22 protein-coding genes, 1 tRNA gene, 4 pseudogenes and 2 other annotated features are annotated in these 24,421 nt (G+C 34.7%); of the genes and pseudogenes, 5 read left to right on the top strand and 22 right to left on the bottom strand.

Annotated elements, in window-relative coordinates:
* Positions 1-51: 51 nt before the first annotated feature.
* Both THESIDRAFT1_RS10140 and THESIDRAFT1_RS10135 read right to left on the bottom strand, forming a co-directional pair.
* Positions 52-808 (bottom strand): annotated as a pseudogene (locus tag THESIDRAFT1_RS10140) (sulfite exporter TauE/SafE family protein).
* Entirely contained in the window at positions 808-1,083 is a 276-nt protein-coding gene (locus tag THESIDRAFT1_RS10135) for a nitroreductase family protein (RefSeq protein WP_006570326.1), read from the bottom strand. Before THESIDRAFT1_RS10135 ends, THESIDRAFT1_RS10140 begins: the two are co-directional and overlap by 1 nt.
* A 261-nt stretch (positions 1,084-1,344) precedes the next feature.
* On the opposite strand from THESIDRAFT1_RS10135, the gene THESIDRAFT1_RS10130 reads away from it, so the two are divergent.
* Positions 1,345-1,809 (top strand): RNA polymerase sigma factor, encoded by a 465-nt coding sequence (locus THESIDRAFT1_RS10130; RefSeq protein WP_006570325.1) that lies wholly within the window; start codon positions 1,345-1,347, stop codon positions 1,807-1,809.
* The gene (locus THESIDRAFT1_RS10125) at positions 1,810-2,769 is read left to right on the top strand and encodes a sigma factor regulator N-terminal domain-containing protein (protein WP_006570324.1); all 960 of its coding nucleotides are present in this window, start codon (positions 1,810-1,812) and stop codon (positions 2,767-2,769) included.
* A 43-nt stretch (positions 2,770-2,812) separates the two neighbouring features.
* Here the strand turns inward: THESIDRAFT1_RS10125 and THESIDRAFT1_RS10120 are convergent, their stop codons facing one another.
* Complete coding sequence (locus tag THESIDRAFT1_RS10120; protein ID WP_006570323.1) at positions 2,813-4,084, bottom strand: stalk domain-containing protein; 1,272 nt, start codon at positions 4,082-4,084, stop codon at positions 2,813-2,815.
* Between the two features lie 172 nt (positions 4,085-4,256).
* Here THESIDRAFT1_RS10120 and THESIDRAFT1_RS10115 point away from each other — a divergent pair.
* Positions 4,257-4,332: transfer RNA gene (locus THESIDRAFT1_RS10115), tRNA-Trp, on the top strand.
* A 134-nt stretch (positions 4,333-4,466) separates the two neighbouring features.
* On the opposite strand, the pseudogene THESIDRAFT1_RS10110 reads toward THESIDRAFT1_RS10115, so the two are convergent.
* Positions 4,467-4,649 (bottom strand): annotated as a pseudogene (locus THESIDRAFT1_RS10110) (PspC domain-containing protein); the annotation flags it as partial.
* Positions 4,650-4,829: 180 nt separating this feature from the next.
* On the opposite strand from THESIDRAFT1_RS10110, the gene THESIDRAFT1_RS10105 reads away from it, so the two are divergent.
* Positions 4,830-5,246: a secondary thiamine-phosphate synthase enzyme YjbQ gene (locus THESIDRAFT1_RS10105; protein ID WP_006570322.1), complete on the top strand. Its 417-nt coding sequence runs from the start codon at positions 4,830-4,832 to the stop codon at positions 5,244-5,246.
* Positions 5,247-5,269: 23 nt separating this feature from the next.
* On the opposite strand, the gene THESIDRAFT1_RS10100 is transcribed toward THESIDRAFT1_RS10105, so the two are convergent.
* Complete coding sequence (locus THESIDRAFT1_RS10100; RefSeq protein ID WP_039929346.1) at positions 5,270-5,890, bottom strand: TraR/DksA C4-type zinc finger protein; 621 nt, start codon at positions 5,888-5,890, stop codon at positions 5,270-5,272.
* A gap of 15 nt (positions 5,891-5,905) precedes the next feature.
* Positions 5,906-6,217: a DUF5665 domain-containing protein gene (locus THESIDRAFT1_RS10095; protein WP_003869610.1), complete on the bottom strand. Its 312-nt coding sequence runs from the start codon at positions 6,215-6,217 to the stop codon at positions 5,906-5,908.
* Positions 6,218-6,437: 220 nt separating this feature from the next.
* On the opposite strand from THESIDRAFT1_RS10095, the pseudogene THESIDRAFT1_RS10090 reads away from it, so the two are divergent.
* Positions 6,438-7,620: pseudogene (locus THESIDRAFT1_RS10090) on the top strand (trans-sulfuration enzyme family protein).
* Between the two features lie 34 nt (positions 7,621-7,654).
* Here the strand turns inward: THESIDRAFT1_RS10090 and bcp are convergent.
* The 16 genes and pseudogenes from bcp to ileS form a co-directional block, all read right to left on the bottom strand.
* Complete coding sequence (gene bcp, locus THESIDRAFT1_RS10085) at positions 7,655-8,116, bottom strand: thioredoxin-dependent thiol peroxidase (protein WP_006570319.1); 462 nt, start codon at positions 8,114-8,116, stop codon at positions 7,655-7,657.
* Between the two features lie 80 nt (positions 8,117-8,196).
* Entirely contained in the window at positions 8,197-8,979 is a 783-nt protein-coding gene (aroF, locus tag THESIDRAFT1_RS10080; RefSeq protein ID WP_003869613.1) for a 3-deoxy-7-phosphoheptulonate synthase, read from the bottom strand.
* Between the two features lie 11 nt (positions 8,980-8,990).
* The gene (gene trpA, locus THESIDRAFT1_RS10075) at positions 8,991-9,779 is read right to left on the bottom strand and encodes a tryptophan synthase subunit alpha (protein ID WP_003869614.1); all 789 of its coding nucleotides are present in this window, start codon (positions 9,777-9,779) and stop codon (positions 8,991-8,993) included.
* Positions 9,776-10,951, bottom strand: coding sequence for a tryptophan synthase subunit beta (gene trpB, locus THESIDRAFT1_RS10070; RefSeq protein ID WP_003869615.1), 1,176 nt, complete (start codon positions 10,949-10,951; stop codon positions 9,776-9,778). The genes trpA and trpB overlap by 4 nt, the downstream gene beginning before the upstream one ends.
* The gene (locus THESIDRAFT1_RS10065; protein ID WP_003869616.1) at positions 10,948-11,559 is read right to left on the bottom strand and encodes a phosphoribosylanthranilate isomerase; all 612 of its coding nucleotides are present in this window, start codon (positions 11,557-11,559) and stop codon (positions 10,948-10,950) included. The genes trpB and THESIDRAFT1_RS10065 overlap by 4 nt, the downstream gene beginning before the upstream one ends.
* A gap of 1 nt (position 11,560) precedes the next feature.
* Positions 11,561-12,343 carry an indole-3-glycerol phosphate synthase TrpC gene (gene trpC, locus THESIDRAFT1_RS10060; RefSeq protein ID WP_003869617.1) on the bottom strand — a complete coding sequence of 261 codons (783 nt, stop codon included), beginning with the start codon at positions 12,341-12,343 and terminating at the stop codon, positions 11,561-11,563.
* Positions 12,343-13,358, bottom strand: a pseudogene (gene trpD / locus THESIDRAFT1_RS10055) (anthranilate phosphoribosyltransferase). Before trpD ends, trpC begins: the two are co-directional and overlap by 1 nt.
* A complete protein-coding gene (locus THESIDRAFT1_RS10050) occupies positions 13,339-13,926 on the bottom strand; it encodes an anthranilate synthase component II (protein WP_006570318.1) in 588 nt (195 codons plus the stop codon). The pseudogene trpD and the gene THESIDRAFT1_RS10050 overlap by 20 nt, the downstream one beginning before the upstream one ends.
* Entirely contained in the window at positions 13,926-15,353 is a 1,428-nt protein-coding gene (gene trpE / locus THESIDRAFT1_RS10045) for an anthranilate synthase component I (RefSeq protein WP_006570317.1), read from the bottom strand. The genes THESIDRAFT1_RS10050 and trpE overlap by 1 nt, the downstream gene beginning before the upstream one ends.
* A gap of 37 nt (positions 15,354-15,390) precedes the next feature.
* Positions 15,391-15,689: a binding site (T-box leader), on the bottom strand.
* An 80-nt stretch (positions 15,690-15,769) separates the two neighbouring features.
* Positions 15,770-16,060, bottom strand: a complete 291-nt coding sequence (locus tag THESIDRAFT1_RS10040) for a thiamine-binding protein (protein ID WP_006570316.1) — start codon at positions 16,058-16,060, stop codon at positions 15,770-15,772.
* 20 nt (positions 16,061-16,080) lie between these two features.
* Positions 16,081-17,271 (bottom strand): trans-sulfuration enzyme family protein, encoded by a 1,191-nt coding sequence (locus tag THESIDRAFT1_RS10035; protein ID WP_006570315.1) that lies wholly within the window; start codon positions 17,269-17,271, stop codon positions 16,081-16,083.
* A gap of 33 nt (positions 17,272-17,304) precedes the next feature.
* Complete coding sequence (locus THESIDRAFT1_RS10030; RefSeq protein WP_006570314.1) at positions 17,305-18,075, bottom strand: S-methyl-5'-thioinosine phosphorylase; 771 nt, start codon at positions 18,073-18,075, stop codon at positions 17,305-17,307.
* 65 nt (positions 18,076-18,140) lie between these two features.
* Complete coding sequence (gene mtnA / locus THESIDRAFT1_RS10025) at positions 18,141-19,178, bottom strand: S-methyl-5-thioribose-1-phosphate isomerase (RefSeq protein WP_003869624.1); 1,038 nt, start codon at positions 19,176-19,178, stop codon at positions 18,141-18,143.
* A 17-nt stretch (positions 19,179-19,195) separates the two neighbouring features.
* The gene (locus THESIDRAFT1_RS10020; RefSeq protein ID WP_003869625.1) at positions 19,196-19,843 is read right to left on the bottom strand and encodes an L-fuculose-phosphate aldolase; all 648 of its coding nucleotides are present in this window, start codon (positions 19,841-19,843) and stop codon (positions 19,196-19,198) included.
* Between the two features lie 139 nt (positions 19,844-19,982).
* A complete protein-coding gene (locus THESIDRAFT1_RS10015) occupies positions 19,983-21,281 on the bottom strand; it encodes an amidohydrolase (protein ID WP_003869626.1) in 1,299 nt (432 codons plus the stop codon).
* Between the two features lie 46 nt (positions 21,282-21,327).
* Complete coding sequence (gene ileS / locus THESIDRAFT1_RS10010) at positions 21,328-24,126, bottom strand: isoleucine--tRNA ligase (protein WP_006570312.1); 2,799 nt, start codon at positions 24,124-24,126, stop codon at positions 21,328-21,330.
* Between the two features lie 54 nt (positions 24,127-24,180).
* Positions 24,181-24,400 (bottom strand) — a binding site (T-box leader).
* Between the last annotated feature and the right edge of the window lie 21 nt (positions 24,401-24,421).

The following is a 24,421-nucleotide window of genomic DNA, read 5'->3' as shown; positions in this document are numbered from 1 at the left end:
GCAAATCAAAATGTTTTTTGCAAGAAGAAATTACCTTGCTCCTCCATAATCCTATACTCCTCTAATCCAAAACACTATTGCCAATATAATTCCCCATAAAATTACAAAGCTTTTTACTTTTTTGCTATCAAACTTTTGCGATATCTTAGCTCCCAAATATCCTCCTAAAGCAAATCCTATCATGAGAATAATAGCAAAAGGCCATTCTACTTTTCCACTAAAAAGTAAAACTAAACCGGAGGTGATATTTATAAAAAGTGAAAGAACATTTTTTTATACCATTTGCCGTGTATATGTCAGTAATACCTGCTATTCCCAACGTTGCCAGCATTAAAATGCCAATTCCTGCTGCAAAATATCCTCCATAAAGAGAAGTAAGAAATTGAAGTATAAAAACAAATACTAGTGATTTTTTCTTTATATCTTCTCCTTCCTTTAGATTAAATTTATTTATTCTGTCATTTAATGCTAAAATTATAGTTGCAAATAAAACTAAAAAAGGTACAACAAAATTAAAAACTTTCTGAGGAGTTATCATAAGAAGATAAGCTCCTAAGATACCTCCAAATAACGAGGGAAATATTAAAATCTTCAAAAGATGCTTTGTCCTAACGAGTCTTTCTTTAAAGCCCCATGCACCTGTGACAGAACCAGTCCACAGAGCAACTGTATTTGTTATATTGGCAGATAGAGGATTTACACCAACCCATACAAGGGCAGGAAAGGTTATTAAAGTGCCACCTCCTGCTATAGCATTAGTGGCTCCTGCTAAAATAGAAGCCACTAAAATTATTACGTAATTACTCATTAGATTATCTCTCCAAATTCGTCAAATTTAAATCTATAAGCTCTTGGAAGCAAATTTTTCTCCGGGGCTTTGTAACCTATAGCTACTATCATCGGCACCATTTTTTCTACATCTATACCTAAAAACTCTTTCATCTTTTCTTCACTAAAACCATCCATAGGCGTTGTAGCAGCTACCTCAAGGACTTCTTTTATAAGGTCATCGGATATTTCTTTTGTCGTGTCAAAAAATGTGATAGACCTTCTCTCTGTTATAAGTTTCTGGCATTCTTTCATACTTATACACTCTCCTTTTTTTAATCCAGAATTACAAAGCTAACCTAAAATTGGTATGCCAGTTTTTAAAAAATGCCGATAATAGATTTATATTCTCTATAAAAGTATGAAATCCTTCCTGCCTTTTTAAAAAAAAGCTTTAGAACAAACTCTTTTGAGTTATAATCGAAATAACAATGAGCTTTTGCATATTTTTAATTTGTTTACTTTTTCATCCCCAAAACGTCTTTATTAATGAAAAGCTATAAGGAGGAGGGGTTAATGTGGCAGGATTTGTACAAAGCTGCATTCTATTATTTACTTAAATTGGGTGTACCACAGGCTGATGCTGAAGACATAGCCCAAGAAGCTCTGCTTTCCACATACTTGAATTTAGACGGCATTCAAGAGGGAAAATTAAAAGCTTATGTTTTGACTGCGGCGCGAAACAAATACACTGATTATCTGCGCAAAACCAAAAAAGATATGACAGTTTCTATTATAGATGTCTTTCCTCAAAGTACCTTTTCAGAGTTTCAACAGATTGAAAATAAAGAAGTAATAAAAAAAGCAGTTAATAGGCTTACTCTCAATGAGCAAAAGCTCTTTTACCTTAAATTCATATTAGAAATGTCAAATGAAGAAATTTCCTCTTACTTAAAAACCAATACCAATACAGTAAAGACAATGGTATGGAGACTAAGAAAAAAATTAAAAGAATATTTAAAAGAGGAGGAGAAAAGTTAAATGGGATCAGATTTAAATAAGCCAATAAGCGATATATCTTTTGACGAAAAAGCTTTTTTGCGCAAAGCTCGTTTTAAAAGCATACTTCGCATAATAATAATTTCTTTAATTATCGCCATAGGTGTTTTTGTATTAACCTTCATAATTCCTGAAATGATGCTGCAGAATCAAGAAAACCGCATAGATAGCTTTTATCCGGGTATTGTTAAATTTACAGAACCTAATACCTTCGCAATTTCAGGAGAAAGTTATAATGTCAGGCTATTCGGGCGGCAAAAAGAATATTATCTTTTAAGGTTAATAGGAAATAAGCCTTATCCTGCCGGAATAGTCACAGTCGATTTTGATATCTGGGGAGGAGAGCAATTTCAAGGAAACAAATCTTTTTGTGTTGTCGAAACTGACCACATAATCCCCTATTCCGAAATCTCCACAGTCATACCAGAAGGTACAAAAGAATACCTTGCTCCTTATGCCGTGCCAAAATTAAAATTTTACAATCCCGCAGTAAAATACGATAAAGTTATAAGAGAGTTTGATGTACTAAAAAATATACCTAACGATAATCTCGTTGAAATGGCTTTATCTTTTGACAGGCCTTTAACCCTCAGCGAAATTAAAACTATTATACCTGAGGATTTAAAGCTAATGTGGGGTGCCGTTTTAGTTTATGAAGAAAAAGATTATAAGCAAAGAAGCTATCTTGCAGAAAGATTGGTTGGAAACCCATATGTTAATAGCCCTAATGGCGAAAAAGAATTTTTAAAAGAACTGGAACGACTTAGTAATGTACAAAGTTATTCTTCAACTAATCTAAAAAGGACAGTGAATTTCTTAAAGGAAAACGGGATAAAATACTACGGCGTCGTCGTAGTGGGACACCCCGAATCTTTGCAAGAACTATCTTCTAATTCAATTATCACAGGAGCAGTTTTAGGAATAGTAACAGAACCATATTAAATTTCTTACTAACATTTTTTCACCTACATAAAGAGGTAATATACTACTTATAATCAAAATATTTTTCCAAAAATTTTTCTTTATCCCAGCTATGGTCTTTTGCTAACTGCTCCTCTGTTACATTGAAATAATCATATCTTACATTATCCCCTTGATCTGGAACAGGGTCATCCCATGTAACATCTACGTAACTGATTTTGCCGTCAATTCTTATCATATTCCAAGCATGAGGCATAGACCCACTATAATTAAAACCTGTACCAGCTACTCCAAGGCTATCAATTCCAGCTAATTGAGCAAGTAAATTAAAAGCTGCAGCATATCCTTGGCACACCCCTACTCCTTTTATGAAAACTCCATAAGCAGTATAAGATTCTGGTGGTATAGTGTTATTTATCAAATTTTCATAATCATATTTAGTATTCTTTACAATGTAGTCGTGAATTGCTTTGACTTTATCTATATCAGACATATCCGGTTTTATTATTTGGCTAATAATTTCTTTAGCTTTAATATATACTTCATCTTTCATTTTTTCCAATTTATCTTTAGGATATATATATTCAAATTTTATACTTACTTTACTTATGACATTGTTAAAACTATTTGCAGAAATAGTCCACTTATTAGCATAGCCAATTTCAGGATGATGTGCCAATACCAGATCTACAATATCCGATATACTGTTTAATATATCATTAACTGTACCACTACTTCTTACAGAATTGTAGAAAGAATTGCTAAGGGTAAAAGTTATCTCATCTTCATTGTTTTCAAGAGCATTTTTAATTAAAAGATATAAATCTTTTTCACTGGTTATATTAGAAGATGAAAAAGTATTAGTTTCGCTAACTGTGTTTTTTGGTGCAGTTATTGAACTTACTCTTGTTCTTTGGTTGGAAGAATTGATTATTATGTGCCCATTATCGTATATTACTTCATCTCCAAGGGTTTCACCAACAAATCTTAAAGGCACATAGGTATAACCGTTTATAATTTGTGGTGCTACAATAAGCTCATAACTTTTTCCATTAACTTTTGCAATTTTGTGGCCAATTATAAGTTGTACAGTCGTTTCGCCGCGAAAGGCTGTAACCGTTTTAGTTTTCTCTTCCCAGTTTACCTTAGCACCTAATGCTTCAAAAAATGCCCGCATAGGGACTAAAGTTGTGTCGTTTTTTATAACAGGCTTTTGTTCAAAAACTACATTTTGGCCATTAATTGTAATTGTTATATTTGCCGCTTGTGCTGAAATAGGAATTAATATAGAAAAGGCTACAAAAACTAATAGTATTAAAGATATCTTTTTAAGCATTATATATCACCTCTGAACTTTCTAGAGACTAATATTAAACTATACAACAATATTTCTCTATCTCTTTAATAATTATACTAAATCTCAGAAAACTTTTTTATGAATAATTCAACAAAAAAGGATATAAATTATTGACGAGGGTTTGTTTCGTATGTTATAATAAAAAGCGCGCAGGGGAGTAGCTCAATTGGTAGAGCAACGGTCTCCAAAACCGTGGGCTGCGGGTTCGATTCCTGTCTCCCCTGCCATTATTGAAAAGTTAATGTTTCCAGCAAACGAACCCTCTCAAAAAATCCGAAGTTGTTGGGAGGGGTTTTATTATTCCTAAATCGCTACCATTCAGAAATTTAAAACTAATAAACTTATCTTAACGTTAATTTTACGGTTCTTCTGGTATAATTATCCATGCAATTAAATAAGCTAAAAGTCCAGTTCCCCAAAATATTATTAGAAATGCCCAAATGAGTCTTATAATTGTTGGGTCTACATTAAAATACTCTGCTATTCCTCCACATACGCCTCCTATCATTCTTTGTGTTCTTGAGCGATAAAGTTTTTTTGACATTATACACACTCCTTAATTTTTTATTTTCTTCTCTAATATGACCTTCAAATACCAATTTTTTGTGGTCTTTTTACAACACCTCTTCCTCTTAAAATTAATATACCAGAGTATTATTACTCTTGCAAACAATTTATTTGTGATAAAATATAATTAAAAATAACCAATGTGGGAGGTATCATCGTGAAAAGTTATAGAAAAGAGTTGTGGTTTGAAACAAAAAAGAGAAGAGAATTTATAAACATTACACCTCTTATAGAGGAATGCGTTAGGGAAAGCGGAATCAAGGAAAGGCTTCTTTTATGTAATGCAATGCACATTACCTCAAGTGTTTTTATAAATGACGATGAACCAGGCTTACATAAGGACTTTGAAAATTTCTTGGAAAAATTAGCCCCCGAAAAACCCTATGACCAATATTATCATAATACTTATGAAGATAATGCAGACGCTCATTTAAAGCGTACAATAATGGGTCGAGAAGTTGTAGTAGCTATAACAGATGGAAAATTAGATTTTGGTCCATGGGAACAAATCTTTTACGGTGAATTTGACGGAAAAAGGAAAAAGAGAGTATTGGTCAAAATTATAGGTGAATAAAAAATCTCCAGTTTCCCGGAGATTTACAAAGTCCTTTTATAATCTTCATTACTTATCTTGTCAGTTTCCTCTACATAACCAGCATTTTCATCATCATAGTCATCATCATAATTGTCCAAACCGCTTTTTGTCTTATTAAATCGTGCAACCTCTTGGTAAGAATCCTCTGCATCAAATTGAATTTCTCCTTTTAAATCCTTATACCCCCATCCAAAGGGGTATTTTATCATTCTCTCTTCATTAGGCCTTGAATTCCTTAAATCTTTTAATTTCAAATCATTATTTTTAGCGCATTCTGCACAAAGAGCAGTATAAGGAAGGGCTTCTAATCGTTCTTCTTCAATGGGCTTATGGCAGTGAGTACATATGCCGTAAGTACCCATTTCCATCCTCTTAAAAGCATCTTCTATTTGCCTTAAAATATGTTTTTCGTTGTCTTTGAGAGCATAATTTTTCTCTACTTCATAAACTTCAGAAGCAAAATCTGCCGGATGATTATCCAAAAGAGAAAGTTCTTGATAATACTCTCTCTGTGCAATTCCGCCAATGCCATCATTGTAATTCATTTGATTTATTGTGCTTAAGACCTTTCCCTTTTCTTTTAATAGTAATTGTCTAAAGTGTTCCAGCTTTTCACTATCCATCATACCAACTCCTATTTAATATAACTTTTGATTTACAATCTTAACTATATCCGCTATAATACTGCCAATTAGAGGTAAATTTAACATCACCAATTTTTGAAGTATATAAAGAACTATCGCACCAAGTATTGTAAAACCTACTGCTATTCCAAAACCTCTTGCTACCCCGCCTATAAAGTTTAACCACAAAAGCCTATAAGGGCTTTGCATAAGCTCGACGTAATCAGCAATTTTCATCTTCTCCATCATCTCTGACATTTGGTCTAACTGCTTTTTTATTGCAGTTAACATAATATTATTATTGTTTTTATATTCGTCTTTATTCAAGACTTTTTCCTCCTTACATTTAATTTTTCCAGTATAGTTTTCTTTATTACTGTAAAATAAAGCCTTTATAAACGTTTATTTATTCATTAAAAAAAATATGCAATCAATCTTGTATTTAATAATAGTTTATCTCAAAATATAATTCAAGTGAAGTGTTATTGACTTTTAATTTTGCACATATTATCATTAATTTAAAGTACAAATTGTAGGAGTTGATAAAATGGATTTAAGTTTTAAAACAAAAGTAGTACATACTGGAAACTACATAGATAAAGAAATTCCTCCAATGCCAAAAACTCTTCCTATCTATCAAACTTCTGTTTTCACTTTTGATACGTTGGAAGAAGTTTACGATTATCTTGGTGGTAATCCTTCAAGGTATATGTACACAAGACTTGGAAATCCTAATCAAACAGCAGTGGAAAAATTAATTGCCAGTTTAGAAGGTGCGGAAGCAGGACAGTCTTGTTCATCAGGAATGGCGGCAATTTCTTCAGCTTTGTTGGCAGAAGTAAATTCAGGAGACCATATAATCGCCGCAAAAGATATATACGGTGGTACAAACAGTCTTTTTAATGCAGAATTTAAAAGACTTAATATTGATGTAACTTTGGTGGATTTCTCCGATTTAGAAGCTGTTGAAAAAGCTATAAAACCAAACACTAAAGTGATATACATGGAAATCATGACAAATCCTCTAATAAGAGTTTTTGACGTTGTGGAAGTTGCAAATATCGCAAAAAAAGCACAATATAAAATTGATTGTTGACAATACTTTTACAACCCCTTATTTGATAAAACCAATTGAATTAGGAGCCTATGCTGTAATACACAGTGCAACAAAATACATCAACGGCCACAGCGATGTCATCGCCGGACTTATAGCAGGTAATAAAGAATTTATATCCCGCACAAAAAGAATCACACAAAACTTCGGCGGTTCAATGAGCCCCTTTGATGCATGGCTGGTTTTAAGAGGAGCAAAAACTCTATTCTTAAGAATGAGAGAACACTGTAAAAACGCAATGGAACTGGCTAAATTCTTAGAAAGCCATCCAAAAGTCAAAAAAGTGTATTATCCCGGACTTCCCTCTCACCCTGACTACAGCGTTTCAAAGAAGTTGTTTAAAGATGAGTTTGGAGGTATGTTAAGTTTTGAAATAGAAGGTGGAGAACCTGAAGTAGATAAGTTTATGCAAGGGCTTAAACTTGTTAAATTTGCTCCTTCACTGGCAGGAGTACAAACCATGATAACTCATCCAAAATCCACTTCCCATAGGTCTCTCAGCAAGGAAGAATTAAACGCGTTAGGAATTTCAGAAGGGCTTATAAGAGTTTCTGTTGGAATAGAGGAAATAGAAGATATTATAAATGACTTCAAACAAGCTCTTGACAAGATATAAGAAAAAAAAGTTTAGGGCTTTCCCTAAACTTTTTTTATATTTCATCTAGCGCTTTTAATACCTCTTCAACGTGTCCATCTACTTTTACCCTTCTAAATATTTTTCTCACAATTCCTTCAGAGTCAATGATAAAAGTTGACCTTTCTATTCCCACTTTCTTTTTGCCATACATGTTTTTCTCTTTGTATACCCCATATTTTGTAGACACTTTCGCATCTTTGTCACTTAGAAGAATAAAAGGAAGATTGAATTTTTCAATAAACTTCTTATGAGAAGTTTCATCATCTAAACTTATACCTATTACGACAGCATTTTTCTCTTCTATTGACTTTATGTTATCTCTAAAAGAAACAGCTTCTTTTGTACAACCTGGAGTGTTATCTTTTGGATAAAAGTATAAAACAACCTTTTTACCTAAAAAATCTGAAAGGGAAACTTGTTTTCCATCATGGGTATTTAAAGTAAAGTCAGGAGCCTTTTTACTTAGCTCTACCATGCTATCCCTACTTTCTAAAATTATTTTCTTTAGATAATTATTATTCTTTATCTAAATTATATCTATTCTCTTTAAAAAATTCAATAGCTTTTTATCTCTCTCATCAATTCTTCAAATTGGGAAAAATCAAGGGACTGTTCTCCATCAGATAAAGCTTTATCGGGCTCAGGGTGGATTTCTACCATTATTCCGTCTGCACCAGCAGCTATTGCAGCTTTTGCCATCGGTATGATTAAGCTTCTTTTCCCTGTACCATGGCTTACATCTGCGATAATAGGCAAGTTTGAAAGTTCATGAATTACTGGAATAGCAGCTATATCTAAAGTATTTCGCGTATAAGTTTCAAAAGTCCTTATACCTCTTTCACACATGATGATGTTGGCGTTTCCTTCAATAGCAATATATTCCGCTGCATAAAGCCACTCCTCATATGTGGCTGAAAATCCCCGCTTTAACAAAACAGGCTTTTTGGTTTTTCCTACCTCTTTGAGAAGTGAAAAATTCTGCATATTTCTTGAACCTATTTGAAAAACATCAGCATATCTTTCAACAATTTCAACATCCCTCACATCCAAAACTTCAGTTACAACAGGCAAATTAAACATATCGCCTACATTTCTTAGCATTTTAAGTCCATCAATCCCTAAACCTTGAAAAGAATAAGGAGAGGTGCGGGGCTTATAAGCTCCTCCTCTTAAAGCATTTGCGCCCCAGCTTTTAACTATTTCTGCTGTTTTTACAAGCATTTCTTCATTCTCAACAGCGCAGGGTCCTGCTATTATAAGTTTGTCTTTACCCATAGTTATATTCCCAATTTTTATTGATATTTTGTTATTTTTGTCGCCAATTATTTTAAGGTTCATTTTCATCACCTTCATAAAACTTCTTTTAAGCTGGATACAAAACTTTTAACTTCCTGTAACATTTCAGATTTATTATACCCTTTAGCAATTCTTTCTACAAGTGCACTCCCTACAATAATTCCATCACTGAAATCTTTTAATTTTTTCGCCATCTCCGGAGTAGATATGCCAAACCCTATTGCCTTTGGCATATTGGTGTATTGAGAGACTGTCTTCATATATTCTTCAATGTCAGTTTCAATATCCTCCCTCGCACCTGTCACACCTGTAATTGAAACGCAATATACAAATCCTTTGCCATTTTCAGTAATTAATTTTATCCTCTCTTTTGATGTTGGGGCAACTAAAGGTATTAAATAAATATCGTATTTATCTGCTTCCTCAGAAATATCTTTTCTCTCTTCAATAGGCAAGTCTGGAATGATAAGCCCATCTATCCCTACATCTTTTGACTCTTTTAAAAATTTTTGTATGCCATATTTGAATATAGAGTTATAGTAGACAAGGTAAACCAGAGGGATATCACTTTTTAACCTTATTTTTTCTACTATTTTCATTATATCAGGAATTTTTACACCTTTATTTAAAGCTCTTTGTGAAGAAGCCTGTATTGTAGGTCCATCAGCTAATGGATCAGAATAAGGTATTCCCAGTTCTATTATATCCGCTCCTGCTTCTTCCAAAGCCAAGACTATATCATAAGTCGTCTCTATATCCGGGTCTCCTGCTGTTATAAAGGTTATTAAGGCTTTGCGCCCTTCTCCTTTTAAGGCTTCAAACTTTTTGTCAATCCTATTCATAACTCCACCCCCAATACTTTCGCAACTGTATTTACGTCTTTATCTCCTCTGCCTGACAAATTTACAATGATAATATTGTCTTTCCTTAAATTTGGAGCCAGTTTCATAGCATATGCCAAAGCGTGAGCGCTTTCCAAAGCTGGTATTATCCCTTCTGTTTGAGATAAGTCCATAAAAGCCGCCAATGCTTCTTCGTCTGTCGCATATACATATTGAGCTCTATTACTTTCTTTTAAAAAGGCATGTTCTGGACCTACCCCCGGGTAATCCAGTCCTGCAGATATAGAGTATACTGGCATTATTCTCCCCTCTTCATCCTGTAAAAGATAAGTCATCATGCCGTGCAATACTCCTACAGAACCTTTTGCCATTGTAGCTGCATGTTTCCCTGTCTCAATTCCTTCACCTGCAGCTTCCACGCCTATCAATTTTACCTCTTTATCTTCAATGAAGGGATAGAAAATTCCCATGGCATTACTGCCTCCGCCGACACAAGCAATCACATAATCAGGAAGTCTTCCTTCTTTTTGAAGTATTTGCTCTTTTGCCTCATCCCCTATTACTCTTTGAAAATCTCTCACCATAGTAGGATAAGGATGAGGCCCAACAACAGAACCCATCACATAAAAAGTATTATCTACATTTGTCACCCAATCTCTTATTGCTTCATTTACTGCATCTTTTAAGGTTCCCGTCCCTGATTTTACTGGTGTTACTTTTGCACCTAAAAGTTTCATTCTAAAGACATTTAAAGATTGCCTTTTTATATCTTCTTCTCCCATGAATATTTCGCATTCCATTCCAAACATTGCAGCAGCTGTAGCAGTTGCCACTCCATGCTGTCCTGCTCCTGTCTCAGCTATAACTCTCTTTTTATTCATCCGTTTTGCCAATAAAATCTGTCCCAATACGTTGTTTATTTTATGGGCTCCTGTGTGGTTTAGGTCTTCCCTCTTTAGATAAATTTTCGCCCCGCCAAGCCTTTTAGTAAGATTCTCAGCATAATACAAAGGTGTAGGTCTTCCTGAATATTCCCTCAAGTAATACCTATATTCTTCCATGAAATCTTTATCCTGTTTAGCTTTTTCAAATTCCCTCTCTAATTCTATAAGCGCATTCATCACAGTCTCTGGCACATACTGACCTCCAAAACGTCCAAATCTTCCACTCATCGAATACCCCTCACTTTTTCAATAAATGATTTCATTTTTTTAAAATCTTTATAACCTTCTGTCTCAACGCCACTGGAGACGTCAACAGCATAGGGATTTACTATTCTTATAGCTTCCTCTACATTGTTTTCGTTTAGCCCTCCTGCCAAAATTATTGGAACATTCAATTCAAATCCTTTTAAAACTTCCCAATTAAATGTTTTTCCTGTACCACCGTATTCGTTTTTTGTCAAAGTGTCAAATACAAAACTATTTACTCTAAATTCTTTTGTTTTTTCCAAATCTTCTTTGTCTTTTATGCGTATTGCCTTCCACACTGTGAAATTTTTAAAATTATCTATATAATCCTGTGTTTCATCACCGTGAAACTGTAAAACATCGAGATTTAGTGTTTGAGCTATCTTTAATGCATTTTCCACTGGTTCATTTACAAAAACTCCCACTGTTTTAATCTCTTTATCAAGAAGGCTTATGAGGTATAAAGCCTGTTCTACCTCTACTTGTCTTTTGCTTTTTGCAAAGACAAATCCTACATAATCAGGTTTTAGCTCATTGGCATATTCAATATCCTCTTTTCTTCTCAGTCCGCAAATTTTTACTTTTACCAATTTATCCTCCTCCTTTTGCCTCCCTTACAAAATCAGTGATTTTGTCAATATCATCTATAATTTTCATAAAAGTCTCGCCAATTAATACGGCATCTACTCCCAAAGAAGCTAAATACCTTACATCTTCAGGTATTTTTATTCCACTTTCGGAAACAATTATTGTACTTTGAGGTATATATTTAATCAAATTTTCTGTTGTGTTTATATCTACATTAAAAGTCTTAAGGTCTCTGTTATTTATACCTATTATGTCACATTCAGCTTCTAATGCTATTGCAAGCTGCTGTCTATCGTGAACTTCCACAAGCGCATCTAAACCTACACTTTTAGATAAATTATAGAAAGTATTTAAGTTATCCCCTAATACGGAAACAATGAGAAGTACTGCGTCGGCTCCTAAAATTTTTGATTCATATATTTGGTATTCATCCACAATAAAATCTTTTCTCAAAATAGGTTTTGAAGTGACTTTTTTTACTTCACTAATGTAATTGTCATCCCCTTTAAAAAATTCCTTCTCTGTCAAAACGGAAATAGCGTCAATATCAACTTTCTCATACACTTTTGCAATTTTTACTGCATCAAAGTCTTCTTTTATAATTCCTTTAGATGGAGAGGCTTTTTTTATCTCTCCAATAATTGATATACCCTCTTTTTGAAGTGCTTTCTTGAAATTGCCAGAATAGCCTCCTTTAATTTCGTTAATTAGTTCCTCTACTGGCTTTATTCTTTTTTTCTCTTCCACCTCCTTTTTTTTGTGTCTCACAATCTCATCTAATACCATCAACTAAGCCTCCTTTGGTACTCCAAAATCTCTGTAAGCTTATCAAGAGCTAAACCCGTATCTATTAGATAATTTGCGACTTTTATTCCTTCTTTTAAATCTTCCACAACTTTTCCTATATATAAGGCCGCTGCTGCGTTTAAAACGACTATATCTCTTTTAGGCCCTTTTTCACCTCTTAAGATGTTTAAGATTATTTGAGCATTTTCTTTAGCGTCTTTGCCTTCTAAATCTTCAAGTTTTGCATAAGGGATACCGTAATCTCCTGGGTCTATCACATAATCAATGACTTTGCCTTCTTTTACTTCACTGACAAAAGTAGGAGAAGTAGTAGTTATTTCATCAAGGCCATCAAAGCCGTGGACCACCATAGCCTTTTCAATTCCCAATCTTAAAAGTACTTCAGCAAGAGGATGAGTCAATTCTTTATCATAAACTCCTAATACCTGTCCTTTTACAAATGCGGGATTTGTTAATGGTCCTAAGACGTTAAACACCGTCCTTGTGCCTAATTCTTTTCTTATCCCTGCTACATGCTTCATTGCAACGTGGTATTTAGGTGCGAATAAAAATCCCATTCCTTTTTCTTCAATTAATTTTTTGTTTTTTGTGGTTCTGCCTCAATGTCAAATCCCAATTCCATCAAAACATCTGCACTTCCACTTCTACTGGAAACAGCTCTATTGCCGTGTTTTGCAACTTTTACTCCTGCAGCTGAAGCAATTATAGCAACCGCCGTTGAAATATTGAATGTCTTCCCACCATCGCCACCTGTACCACAAGTATCTATCACATAGTCAGAGGCAAGTTCTACTTTTATTGCGTTGTCTCTCATTGCCTTCGCGAAACCTGTTATTTCTTCCACACTTTCACCTTTTAATCGGAGTCCTATTAATATGCCCCCTATTAAAGAAGGAGTTGCATTGCCACTCATAATTTCATTCATAACAGCATAAGCTTCTTTTTCTTCAAGACTTTCCTTTAAAACAATTTTTTTAATAGCTTCTTGTAACATGGTATCCCACCTCCAAAAAATTTCTTAAAATTTCTTTACCCTGCTCTGTCAAGATAGACTCTGGATGAAACTGTAAACCATATACAGGGTACATTTTATGCCTTACTCCCATAATCACTCCTTCCTCTGTATAGGCTGTAATTTCTAAATCTCTTGGAAGAGTTTGTCTGTCAATAACAAGAGAGTGATATCTCATTGCCTCTATAGGATTCTTAATATCTTTAAATATTTTTTCACCTTCGTGAAATACGAGAGAAGTTTTGCCATGCATTATCTTATCTGCTTTCACAATTTTTGCACCATATGCATATCCAATCGCTTGATGGCCAAGACATATTCCTAATATTGGAATTTTATCCCCTAAACTTTTAATGACATCAACGCATATGCCTGCATTTTCAGGCCTTCCCGGTCCAGGTGATAATATAATTTTTTCGGGATTCAGTTTTTCAATGTCTTTAACAGACACTTCATCATTTCTTATTACAAATATTTCTTTGTGCATTTCTCCCACATATTGATAAAGATTATAGGTAAAGGAATCGTAATTATCTATAATCAGAATCATCAAAGAACCTCCTTAAGAGCCATTGCCTTATTTAAAGTTTCGTAATATTCCATCTCAGGAATTGAATCATATACAATACCTGCTCCCGCTTGAAGGTAAGCATAACCTTCCTTGAAGAGAATAGTCCTTATTGCTATGCACATGTCCATATTGCCATTGTAGGAAAAATAGCCAACAGCTCCTGCGTAAAAAGACCTTCTCACATTTTCAAGTTCGTCTATTATTTCCATCGCCCTTATTTTTGGTGCCCCAGAAACTGTACCTGCAGGAAGACAAGCTATAAGAGCATCAAAAGCCGTAAGTCCTCTTTTTAGCTTTCCTGAAACAGTCGATACAATGTGCATTACATGAGAGTAAAAATCTACTTCCATAAAACGCTCTATTTTTACACTTCCAAATTCACTAACTTTTCCTATGTCGTTTCTTCCAAGGTCAACTAACATCACATGCTCTGCCCTTTCCTTTTCATCTTTTAAAAGTTCCTCTTTAAGTCTTAAATCTTCTTCTTCATCTTTTCCTCTTCGCCTTGTGCCTGCAATGGGATTTGTAGTCACTTTGTCTCCAAAAACACTTACAAGGCTTTCAGGTGAAGAACCAAGAAGCTGAAAATCACCAAAGTCGATATAGAATAGATAGGGAGATGGATTTTTTGACCTCAATCTTCTGTAAACCTCAAAAGGCTGCGAATTAACTCGTGCTTTTAATCTTTGTGACAGTACCACCTGAAATATATCACCTTTTGTGATGTATTCTTTTGCTTTTTCAACAATTTGGCAAAACTCTTCTTTGGTGAAGTTGTAATTGACTTCTTTTCCCTCTTGAGGTGAAAGGTCATGAAATTCTATGTTAGTTGATTTTATCTCTTGCAAAAGACCGTTAATCTCTTGTAAAACTTCCTCATACTCTACATCTTCATCAGGATATACGTTATAAACAGTATAAATTCTGTGTTTAAAATGGTCATAGCAAATAAAACTTTTATAAAACATAAAGTATACGTCCGGTATATTTATTTCATCAGGGTTTTTATCCGGCAGTCTTTCATAAAGCCTTATCGTATCGTAAGATACATAACCCACAGCACCTCCAACAAAAGGAATATCAAGTCCTAAAGGATTATAATTAACCTGTAAAACATTTTTTATCTCTTCAAGCGCCATACCTTTTTTATGCTCTTCTCTGTCTGTGATAATTTTTATATCTCTGTTGTAACTTAGAATTAATAAATATGGGTCTTTTCCTATAAAGGAATATCTCCCCCAGTTAGTGCTTCCATTTGCACTTTCCAGTAAAAATTTGTTTTTGCCTTCAAGACTATAAAAAATGTTTATTGGCGTCAATTCATCTCCGTTTATTTCTGCATAGACTGGGAAGACATATCCTCTTTTTTTGTGTTCGCAAAAATCTTCTTTAGAAATGTTTACCACTTTATCACCTCCTGAAAATTAAAAAAGTCACTCCGCCCATTGGGGCGAAGTGACTCGCGGTGCCACCCAATTTGTCCTGTATTACTAAAAAAAGCATTTCACCAAAAGGGCGAAATGCTCGCTTGTGCCACCTTTTTAACACAGGACCACTCTTTCGGGTACGGAGATTCCTCGATACCCTGTCTTTTTAACGGTAGACCACCGGATACTGCTACTTAAAAGTTCGCATCTCACCTCGCGGGCCCATTCAATATCAGCTACAGTACTCGGCTTTCACCCTCCCGAGCTCGCTTTGACTAAACGCTGATATCTACTCTTCCCGGTCATTGGTTTTGATACATATTTATATTGTGTTATTTTAATTCTATAACGCATTAAATTATTTGTCAATATATTTTTATGCAAGTCAAAGTTAATTATACATAATATTTTTTTATCTTCTCGTCAATTGTAACTCCTTCAGGTTTATAATCAATCTTTACAACAGATATGACCCTACTTGCTCCTTCTTTTATACAAATTTCCTGCGCTTTTTTAACTATCTCTAAAAGAGTATCAAGTTCTCCTTCCATTGTAGTCTCCATTGGTCCCACAACATACTTTACACCTGTGCTCTTTATATATTCTATGACTTTATCTACAATGGAATACACCTTTTCTTCAGAAACTACAGGCAATACCTGTAGGCTTAAATTGACTACTGGCACTTTATCACCTCAAAACCTCTTTAAATTTGTTTAAGAGCTTGATCCAAATCCTCTATTATATCATTGTAGTCCTCAAGGCCTACTGATATTCTCACCATACTTTCTGTGAAGCCGAACTCCTCAAGCTTTTCTTTTGGATACCCTCTGTGAGTCATAAGGGAAGGTACTTCCACTAATGTTTCTGTATCTCCTAAGCTTACCGCTAACTGACACAATCTTAAATTACTTATAAACTTCTCTAAATTTTTGGTTCCTCCCTCTATTTCAAAACTTATGATAGCTCCGAATCCTCTCATTTGTTTTTTCGCTATTTCATGGCCTTTAAAACTTTTAAGACCAGGATACATAACGTTTTTTACTTTAGGATGCGAATTTAAAAAATTTGCTACCTCTATTGCATTTTTTTCATGTTGCCTCATTCTTAAGCCTAAAGTCTTTATGCCTCTCAACATCAACCAAGCATTGAAAGGACTCATTACCCCACCAAATTCACACATATAATCAAATTTTAAATAATGTATATACTTTTCATCTTGTGAAACTGCAACTCCTCCAAGTGCGTCACCGTGACCTCCTATATATTTAGTAGCACTATGAACAACTACATCGGCTCCCAATAGAAGAGGATTTTGAAAATAGGGGGTAGCAAAAGTATTATCAACAACAATTTTAATATCTTTTTTATGGCATACCCTTGCAACCTCTTCAATATCTATAATAGATAAATTTGGATTAGAAGGAGTCTCAAAATACACAACTTTTGTGGAGTCATCTACACTTTTTTCTAATTCGCTTATATCTGTAAGGTCCACTATTTTATAATTTACTCCATATTTAGGCAGTATATTTGTCACTACGTTATAAGTTGAACCATAAAGAGTCTTATGAACTATTACAGTATCTTTGGGTTTTAAAAGAGAAAATAAAACTGAACTAATAGCAGCCATCCCGGAAGAAAAAGCTACTGCCCCTTTGCCATATTCCAACTCCGCTAATCTGTTTTCAAATAATCTTAAGGTCGGATTATTACCTCTTGTATAAACATAGTCTTGAGATTGAAAAGACATCACCTTTTCAACATGTTCGAGGTCATCAAAGACAAAAGTAGTCGTCTGGAAAATTGGAGGATTCAAAGCATTTTCAGGGTTTTTCTTAAACGCATTTCCATGAATTGCTTTTGTGTCAAACCGATAGTTTTTATTTACTCCCATGATATTTTCCTCCTATAATTTAATCACATCTAATCATAATTCAATTACTGCTTTACTGCAATTACAATGCTCTTGGTCTAATTTTTCTTCTAAAAAAACTCTTATAAATGTTTTTATCACTTTTTCTTTGCTCAATTCTAAGATATTTTTTATTTCATGTAATGTTATATTGCCCTTCATTCCTGTAGCCCAATTTGAAACTATCCCCACCGCAGCATAGCACATTCCTAATTCTTTCGCTAAAACTACTTCTGGAACATTAGTCATCCCCACTACATCGGCACCTAAATTTTTATACATTCTTATCTCTTGTGCAGTTTCAAATCGTGGACCTTCAGTGCACACATAAACTGCATCTCCCTTTATCAATAAGTCTTCTTTTTTAGCAGCATTATAAAATTTTGCCCTTAAATTACTACAATAAGGGTCACTCATATCTACATGTCTTACCACTCCATCTTCCCCTTCAAAAAAGGTCAATGGTCTCGATTTAGTAAAATCTAAAAAATCTTTAAGTACTACAACATCCCCTGGCTCATAATTTTCATTAAAAGAACCAACTGCAGCTGTTGCATACACATATTTTACTCCCATTTGTTTCAATGCCATAATATTTGCCCTATAATTTACGAGATGAGGTGGAACTGCATGACCTTTCCCATGTCGGGGCAAAAAACCAATTTCCTCCCCCTCAATAGTCACAATATCAATTTCCACTTCTCCATATTTTGTCTCTACCAATTTTTTTGACACCTTTTGTCCTATTTCGTAAAATCCAGTACCACCAATGATCGCCTTTTCCATTAAAAATGTACCTCCTCTGTCTTTTGTATTTATATGCAAATAATCAAAATTAATCCGGGTATCCTTCACTTTAGCTTTAATATGTTTTCCCTGAAAGGAGGTCTAATTATTCCTTTTTCTGTAATTATTCCCGTTATATTTTCATGAGGAGTCACATCAAAAGCTGGATTGTACACTTCTATTCCTTCAGGTGCAATTCTTACGCCATTTATATGAGTTACCTCTTCAGGACTCCTTTCCTCTATAACTATCTCTTTTCCTGTCTCAATGTTAAAATCAATTGTGCTGGTAGGAGCTACCACATAAAAAGGAACATGGTACATTTTTGCCACAGCAGAGAGCATAAAAGTTCCAATTTTATTGGCAGTATCCCCATTTAAAGCAATTCTATCGGCTCCTACTAATATTACATCTATTTTCCCATCTCTTATCAAAGTAGCAGCAACACTATCAGCAATTAACTTTGCAGGAATTCCTTCTTGTACTAATTCCCATGCTGTCAATTTTGCGCCTTGAAGCCTAGGCCTTGTCTCATCAGCATATACAAAAATATTTTTCCCACTGTAATGGGCTTCTCTAATAACTCCTAAAGCAGTTCCATACCCTACGGTTGCAAGGGCTCCCGTATTGCAATGGGTCAAAATAACTGCATTTTCTTTAATTATCTCATTCCCAAATTTAGCCATCTTTTTGTTGGTTTCTATATCTTCGTAGTAAATATTATCTGCTTCTTTTTTTAATAGCTCATATAGGTCTTGTAGTTCTAGCTCTTTATTATTCTCAATAACTTTTTTCATTCTATTTATTGCCCACATAAGGTTTACAGCAGTAGGTCTTGATTTTGAGATAATTTCTAAAGCTTCCTCCATTTTTTTAAAGAAACTTTCTTTTTCCTCATTAATAAATTCTTTTGCAGCCAATACCACCCCATAAGCTGCTGCAGCTCCAATTGCCGGTGCCCCCCTTACCACCATGTCTTTTATAGCAAAATTTACGTCTTTATAAGTTCTGCACTCAAAAATCTCATAACTATTGGGCAATTTTCTTTGGTCAATTAAATATAAAACTCCATCTTTAAACTCTATAGTTTTAATCTCTCCCACTTTTTTTCACCTCTTTATTATTTTTTTACCTGCCCATAAGTTTTAAACTTTTCTAACATTAACCTCATTTCATCTTCTGGAAGAATAACTGGTTCTCCTATAGATTTTGACCTGTAATATAATTCTGCCACGTACTCAATTTGAATACTTATATTAAAAGCATTAGGCAAATCTTCAGCTCCTACCAAAAGTCCGTGATTGGCTAATAGCACAGCTTTTCTATCCTTCATAGCCTCAAAAGCGTTTTCTGCCAATTCTTTTGTACCAAAAGTTGCATATTTAGCACATCTGACATTTGGTCCTGCTAAAGCCACAAGGTAATGAACTGGTGGAAGGTCCCAATGTAGACAGGAAAGAGTTGTAGAATATACTGGATGAGTGTGTATAATAGCGTTTATGTCTTGTCTGTTAGCGTAAAAAATTCTGTGCATCTCATACTCTGAAGAAGGAGTCCTATTACCTTCTATTACATTGCCATTTAAGTCCATTACTACTACATCCTCAGGCTTAATTTCAAAATAATCAATTCCTGAAGGAGTTATAGCCATCAATCCTTTTTCCTTATTGTAAATGCTTAAATTCCCTCCTGTACCTCTTGTAAGATTAGAATTTATAAGTTTTTTACCATATTCTACTATTTGTTCTCTTTCTGATTTTAATAGCACTTTTATCACCCCATTTTTAATATGTGCTCTAGTGTAAATGATTTTACAATTTCTACTAAAGCCATCATATAATAATGCAAATAAAGTGTCAACTTACAAAAATTTGGGTATCCTGCCTTAGCAGAATACCTTTTCCATGTTATTCTTTCCCTATTAACTCCTTCGCCCTTTTCTCTACGTTATACATTACTTTTTCCACATCTACAGTTTTTATTTCTCTATTTTCCATTATTATTTTGCCATTTATTATCACTGTATCCACATCTGATGCTTGAGCAGTATAAGCTAAAGCAGAAATTAAATTGTGATGTGGATAAAAATGCGGCTTGTCAATATCAATAATCACTATATCCGCTTTTTTCCCTACTTCGATGGAACCTATCTCTTTATCCCACAATAAAGCTTTAGCGCCATTGATTGTCGCCATTTTTAGAGCTTCCAATGCCGGTACAGCAAGAGCATCGTAATTTAACGCCTTATTAATAGTGGCAGCAAAATGAATCTCTTCAAACATGTTTAAGTTATTGTTACTGGCTGGGCCATCTGTTCCCAAAGCTACGTTTATTCCTTTTTTTAGCATTTGATCCACAGGAGCAAAACCACTGGCTAATTTGGCATTACTGGTAGGATTGTAAACTGGTGATACCTTCATTTCCTTTAATATTTCAATGTCTTCATCGCTTACATGAACACAATGAGCTGCTATAGTTGGAACATCAAATACTCCTATGTCCTTTAAATGTTTCACAGGAGATTTTCCATGCTTTTGGAAACTTTCTTCTACTTCTTTTTTTGTTTCTGATACATGAATATGAATTCCTGTATTTAACTCTTTAGCTAACTCTACTACTTCCTTTAAATAAGAGGGGCTACAGGTATAAGGTGCATGAGGACCCACCATTACTTTGATTCTTCCATCCGCTTTATTATGCCAGGTATTATAAAGTTTTCGCGTATCTCTTAACTTTTCCTTATTTATTTCAGCGTCACTTTCTTCTATAATACCCCTTGTCAACACTCCTCTTATCCCTACTTCTTCTGTTGCTTTAGCTACTTCATCCATAAAAAAATACATATCGCAAAAAGTAGTAGTACCAGAATAAATCATCTCTATCATACTCAATAAAGAACCCCAGTAAACGTCTTCTGCTGAAAGTTTAGATTCAACGGGCCAGATATGTTTACTCAACCAATCAAATAACGGCACATCATCTGCATAATTCCTAAATAAAGACATTCCCAAATGAGTATGAGCATTTATAAGACCCGGCATTGCAATTTTTTTTGTTCCATCTATGACTCTGTCAACTTTTATATCCGGATTAATTTCTCCTATGTAAGTTATCGTGTCGCCTTCAATATAGATATTGGTGTTTTCCATAAGTGGCTGTTCTTCTTTCATAGATAGCAAAGCTACATTTTTTATAAGCAGATTCATAATATCCCTCCTAAAATAATGTTTAAAAAGGGGAAAAATCCCCTTTTTAAACTTGTGTTTGCTGCTCAATGTGAGAAGCACATCTTGCACAAATAGTTGGATGCTCTTTTATAGTTCCTACTGTTTCACTGTACATCCAGCAGCGTTCGCATTTTTCCCCCGGTGCATGGGTTACCACAATCTTTAAATTATAATCTTCACTTTCATAAGCATTTTGAGGAACAGGTTCTTCTGGTTGGTGAAGTACCACCTTTGAAACTATGAACATATATTCGAGGTCATTAAAGCCTTTAAAGAAATCATAAAGCTCTTGAGATGGATATATATCCACTTGTGCCTCTAAAGAGTGACCTATCTTTTTGTCGGTTCTCGCTATTTCAAGAGCTTTAGAAATATATTTTCTTATGTCAAAAAGTTTTTCCCATTTTTCTATTATATAAGGATTATTGTATTTTTCTTGGACTTGAGGCCAATCAGCTAACTGAACACTTTCAAAATTATTTTGACTGTCGTGCTTCATATATGACCATATTTCTTCTGAAGTAAATGTAAGCACTGGTGCTATCAACCTTACAAGAGTGTCTAAAATAATGTAAAGTGTCGTTTGAGCCGCTCTTCTCTCTTTAGAAGTAGCAGGATAAGTGTACAATCTGTCTTTTAAAATGTCCAGGTAAAGGCTACTCATATCTACTACACAGAAGGTATGAACCAGATGGAGAAAATCGTAATACTCATATTTATCAAAAGCCTCTGTAAGCTCTTCAACTACTCTGTTAAGCCTATATAAAGCCCATTTATCTATCTCTAAAAGCTCTTCGTAAGGGAGCATATCCTTATCAGGGTCAAAGTCATAAAGATTGCTTAACAAGAACTTACTAGTGTTACGTATTTTTCTGTACGCTTCTGTCATCTGTTTTAAAATCTCTTGTGAAATTCTCATATCTGAAGTAAAATCAGCAGAAACAGTCCAAAGCCTCAAAATATCTGCTCCATATTCTTTAATTACATCAGCTGGGTCAATACCATTCCCTAAAGATTTTGACATTTTCCTTCCTTCACCGTCTACAACAAACCCGTGGGTCAATACGTTTCTATAAGGTGCTTTTCCACGTGTTGCCACAGATGTCAAAAGGGAAGACTGGAACCATCCTCTGTGTTGGTCTGAACCTTCTAAATAAAGCTCTGCAGGCCACTTTAGGTCAGGATGAGTTTGCAACACAGCTGCATGGCTGGAGCCTGAATCAAACCACACATCCATTATATCTGTCTCTTTCCTAAACTTTGTAGAACCGCATTCGCAAGTAATCCCTTTTGGCAATATCTCTTCAGCTGACATTTCAAACCATGCATCTGAACCCTTTTGCCTGAAGATCTCTTTAACTGCATTTATTGTATCATCATTTATAAGCGGTTTCCCACACTTTTCACAGTAGAATATAGGAATTGGCACACCCCATACCCTTTGCCTTGAAATACACCAGTCTCGTCTATCTCTTACCATGTTAGTTATGCGCTCTTCGCCCCATGAAGGATACCAATTAACTTCTTTAATAGCTTTTAGTGCCTCTTCTCTAAATCCTTCCACAGAAGCAAACCACTGTTCTGTCGCCCTAAATATTATTGGACTTTTACATCTCCAACAGTGAGGATATGAGTGGGTAATACGGGTTTCTGCCACTAATGCATTAGCTTTTTTCAAGTCTTCCTTTATGACCTTGTTAGCCTCTTCATAATACAGACCAGCATATCCTGGCGCTTTATCTGTAAAATATCCCTTATCATCTATTGGATTTAAAACCTCAAGACCATACTCTTGCCCAACTAAAAAGTCTTCTTCACCATGGCCGGGAGCAGTATGAACACATCCAGTACCAGCTTCTAAAGTTACATGCTCACCCAAGATTATTAAAGAATCTCTGTCATATAAAGGATGGGTAGCCTTCATGCCCTCCAAATCTTTTCCTTTAAATACAGCAACTATTTCATAATCTGAAAGGTTAGCTTCTTTCTTTACAGTATCTAACATATCTTTTGCCATTATATATACTTCGTCTCCAAACTTTACAAGCGCATAATCAAACTCTGGATTTAAAGCAATTGCAAGGTTAGCCGGAATAGTCCATGTAGTAGTTGTCCATATTACAAAATACACATTATTAAGATTCTCAACAATTCCCTTGAATTTCCCTAAATCATCTTTAACTCTAAATTTTACATAAATAGAATCAGAGGTTTCATCAAAGTATTCAATTTCTGCTTCTGCCAAAGCAGTCTCACAGCTGGGGCACCAATATACAGGCTTTAGACCTTTATAGATATAGCCTTTCTTAGCCATTTCACCAAATACTTCTATCTGTTTAGCTTCATACTCCGGATTCAAGGTAAGATAAGGATTATCCCAATCTCCCCTTACTCCCAATCTTTTGAATTGAGCTTTTTGCTTTTCAATCTGAGAAAAAGCAAAATCCCTACACACTTTTCTAAATTCTGTAGGACTTACTTCATGCCTTTTTATACCTAAAGTTTTTATAGCTTGCTGTTCAATAGGAAGACCGTGTGTATCCCATCCTGGCACATAAGGAGCATCATAACCCCTCATTGTTTTGTATTTCACTATAATGTCTTTTAATACCTTATTCATAGCAGTTCCAATGTGTATATCTCCATTAGCATAAGGCGGCCCATCGTGTAAAATATATTTTTCCTTGCCTTTATTTTTTTCCAATGTTTTATGATAAATATCCATTTCTTCCCATCTTTTTAATATCTCTGGCTCTCGTGTTGGCAAATTAGCCTTCATAGGAAAATCTGTCCTCGGCAAATTAAGTGTCTTGTTGTAATCCACTGAACATTACCTCCTCTTCAAATATTATCTTTCAAACTAAAAATAAAACTTCTCGTCAGGGACGAGAAGTTCGCGGTACCACCCTACTTATTAAGACAAAGAAAAACTTTGTCTTAATCTCTCATTTAAGATAACGGGAAACCCGGCACAGCTTACTCCTATTTCAGCCTGCAGCTCCGAGGTGATTTTCAGTAGAAACGAACTTATTGGCTCGCACCTACCGCCAACTCTCTGGAAGTCGCTTCTACTTACTCGTCCTCATCATAGCTTTTAACAATATTTTTTTACACAATTA

Source organism: Thermoanaerobacter siderophilus SR4 (assembly GCF_000262445.1).
Lineage (GTDB): Bacteria > Bacillota > Thermoanaerobacteria > Thermoanaerobacterales > Thermoanaerobacteraceae > Thermoanaerobacter > Thermoanaerobacter ethanolicus.
This window is presented reverse-complemented; position numbering and strand designations above follow the sequence as displayed.

Bases quoted from the DNA above. Each gene is read 5' to 3' on its own strand.
- THESIDRAFT1_RS10135 (WP_006570326.1), bottom strand. From the start codon at position 1,083: ATGAAAGAATGCCAGAAACTTATAACAGAGAGAAGGTCTATCACATTT.
- THESIDRAFT1_RS10130 (WP_006570325.1), top strand. From the start codon at position 1,345: ATGTGGCAGGATTTGTACAAAGCTGCATTCTATTATTTACTTAAATTG.
- THESIDRAFT1_RS10125 (WP_006570324.1), top strand. From the start codon at position 1,810: ATGGGATCAGATTTAAATAAGCCAATAAGCGATATATCTTTTGACGAA.
- THESIDRAFT1_RS10120 (WP_006570323.1), bottom strand. From the start codon at position 4,084: ATGCTTAAAAAGATATCTTTAATACTATTAGTTTTTGTAGCCTTTTCT.
- THESIDRAFT1_RS10100 (WP_039929346.1), bottom strand. From the start codon at position 5,890: ATGGATAGTGAAAAGCTGGAACACTTTAGACAATTACTATTAAAAGAA.
- bcp (WP_006570319.1), bottom strand. From the start codon at position 8,116: ATGGTAGAGCTAAGTAAAAAGGCTCCTGACTTTACTTTAAATACCCAT.
- aroF (WP_003869613.1), bottom strand. From the start codon at position 8,979: ATGAACCTTAAAATAATTGGCGACAAAAATAACAAAATATCAATAAAA.
- trpA (WP_003869614.1), bottom strand. From the start codon at position 9,779: ATGAATAGGATTGACAAAAAGTTTGAAGCCTTAAAAGGAGAAGGGCGC.
- trpB (WP_003869615.1), bottom strand. From the start codon at position 10,951: ATGAGTGGAAGATTTGGACGTTTTGGAGGTCAGTATGTGCCAGAGACT.
- trpC (WP_003869617.1), bottom strand. From the start codon at position 12,343: ATGGTATTAGATGAGATTGTGAGACACAAAAAAAAGGAGGTGGAAGAG.
- THESIDRAFT1_RS10050 (WP_006570318.1), bottom strand. From the start codon at position 13,926: ATGATTCTGATTATAGATAATTACGATTCCTTTACCTATAATCTTTAT.
- THESIDRAFT1_RS10035 (WP_006570315.1), bottom strand. From the start codon at position 17,271: ATGGGAGTAAATAAAAACTATCGGTTTGACACAAAAGCAATTCATGGA.
- THESIDRAFT1_RS10030 (WP_006570314.1), bottom strand. From the start codon at position 18,075: ATGGAAAAGGCGATCATTGGTGGTACTGGATTTTACGAAATAGGACAA.
- THESIDRAFT1_RS10015 (WP_003869626.1), bottom strand. From the start codon at position 21,281: ATGAATCTGCTTATAAAAAATGTAGCTTTGCTATCTATGAAAGAAGAA.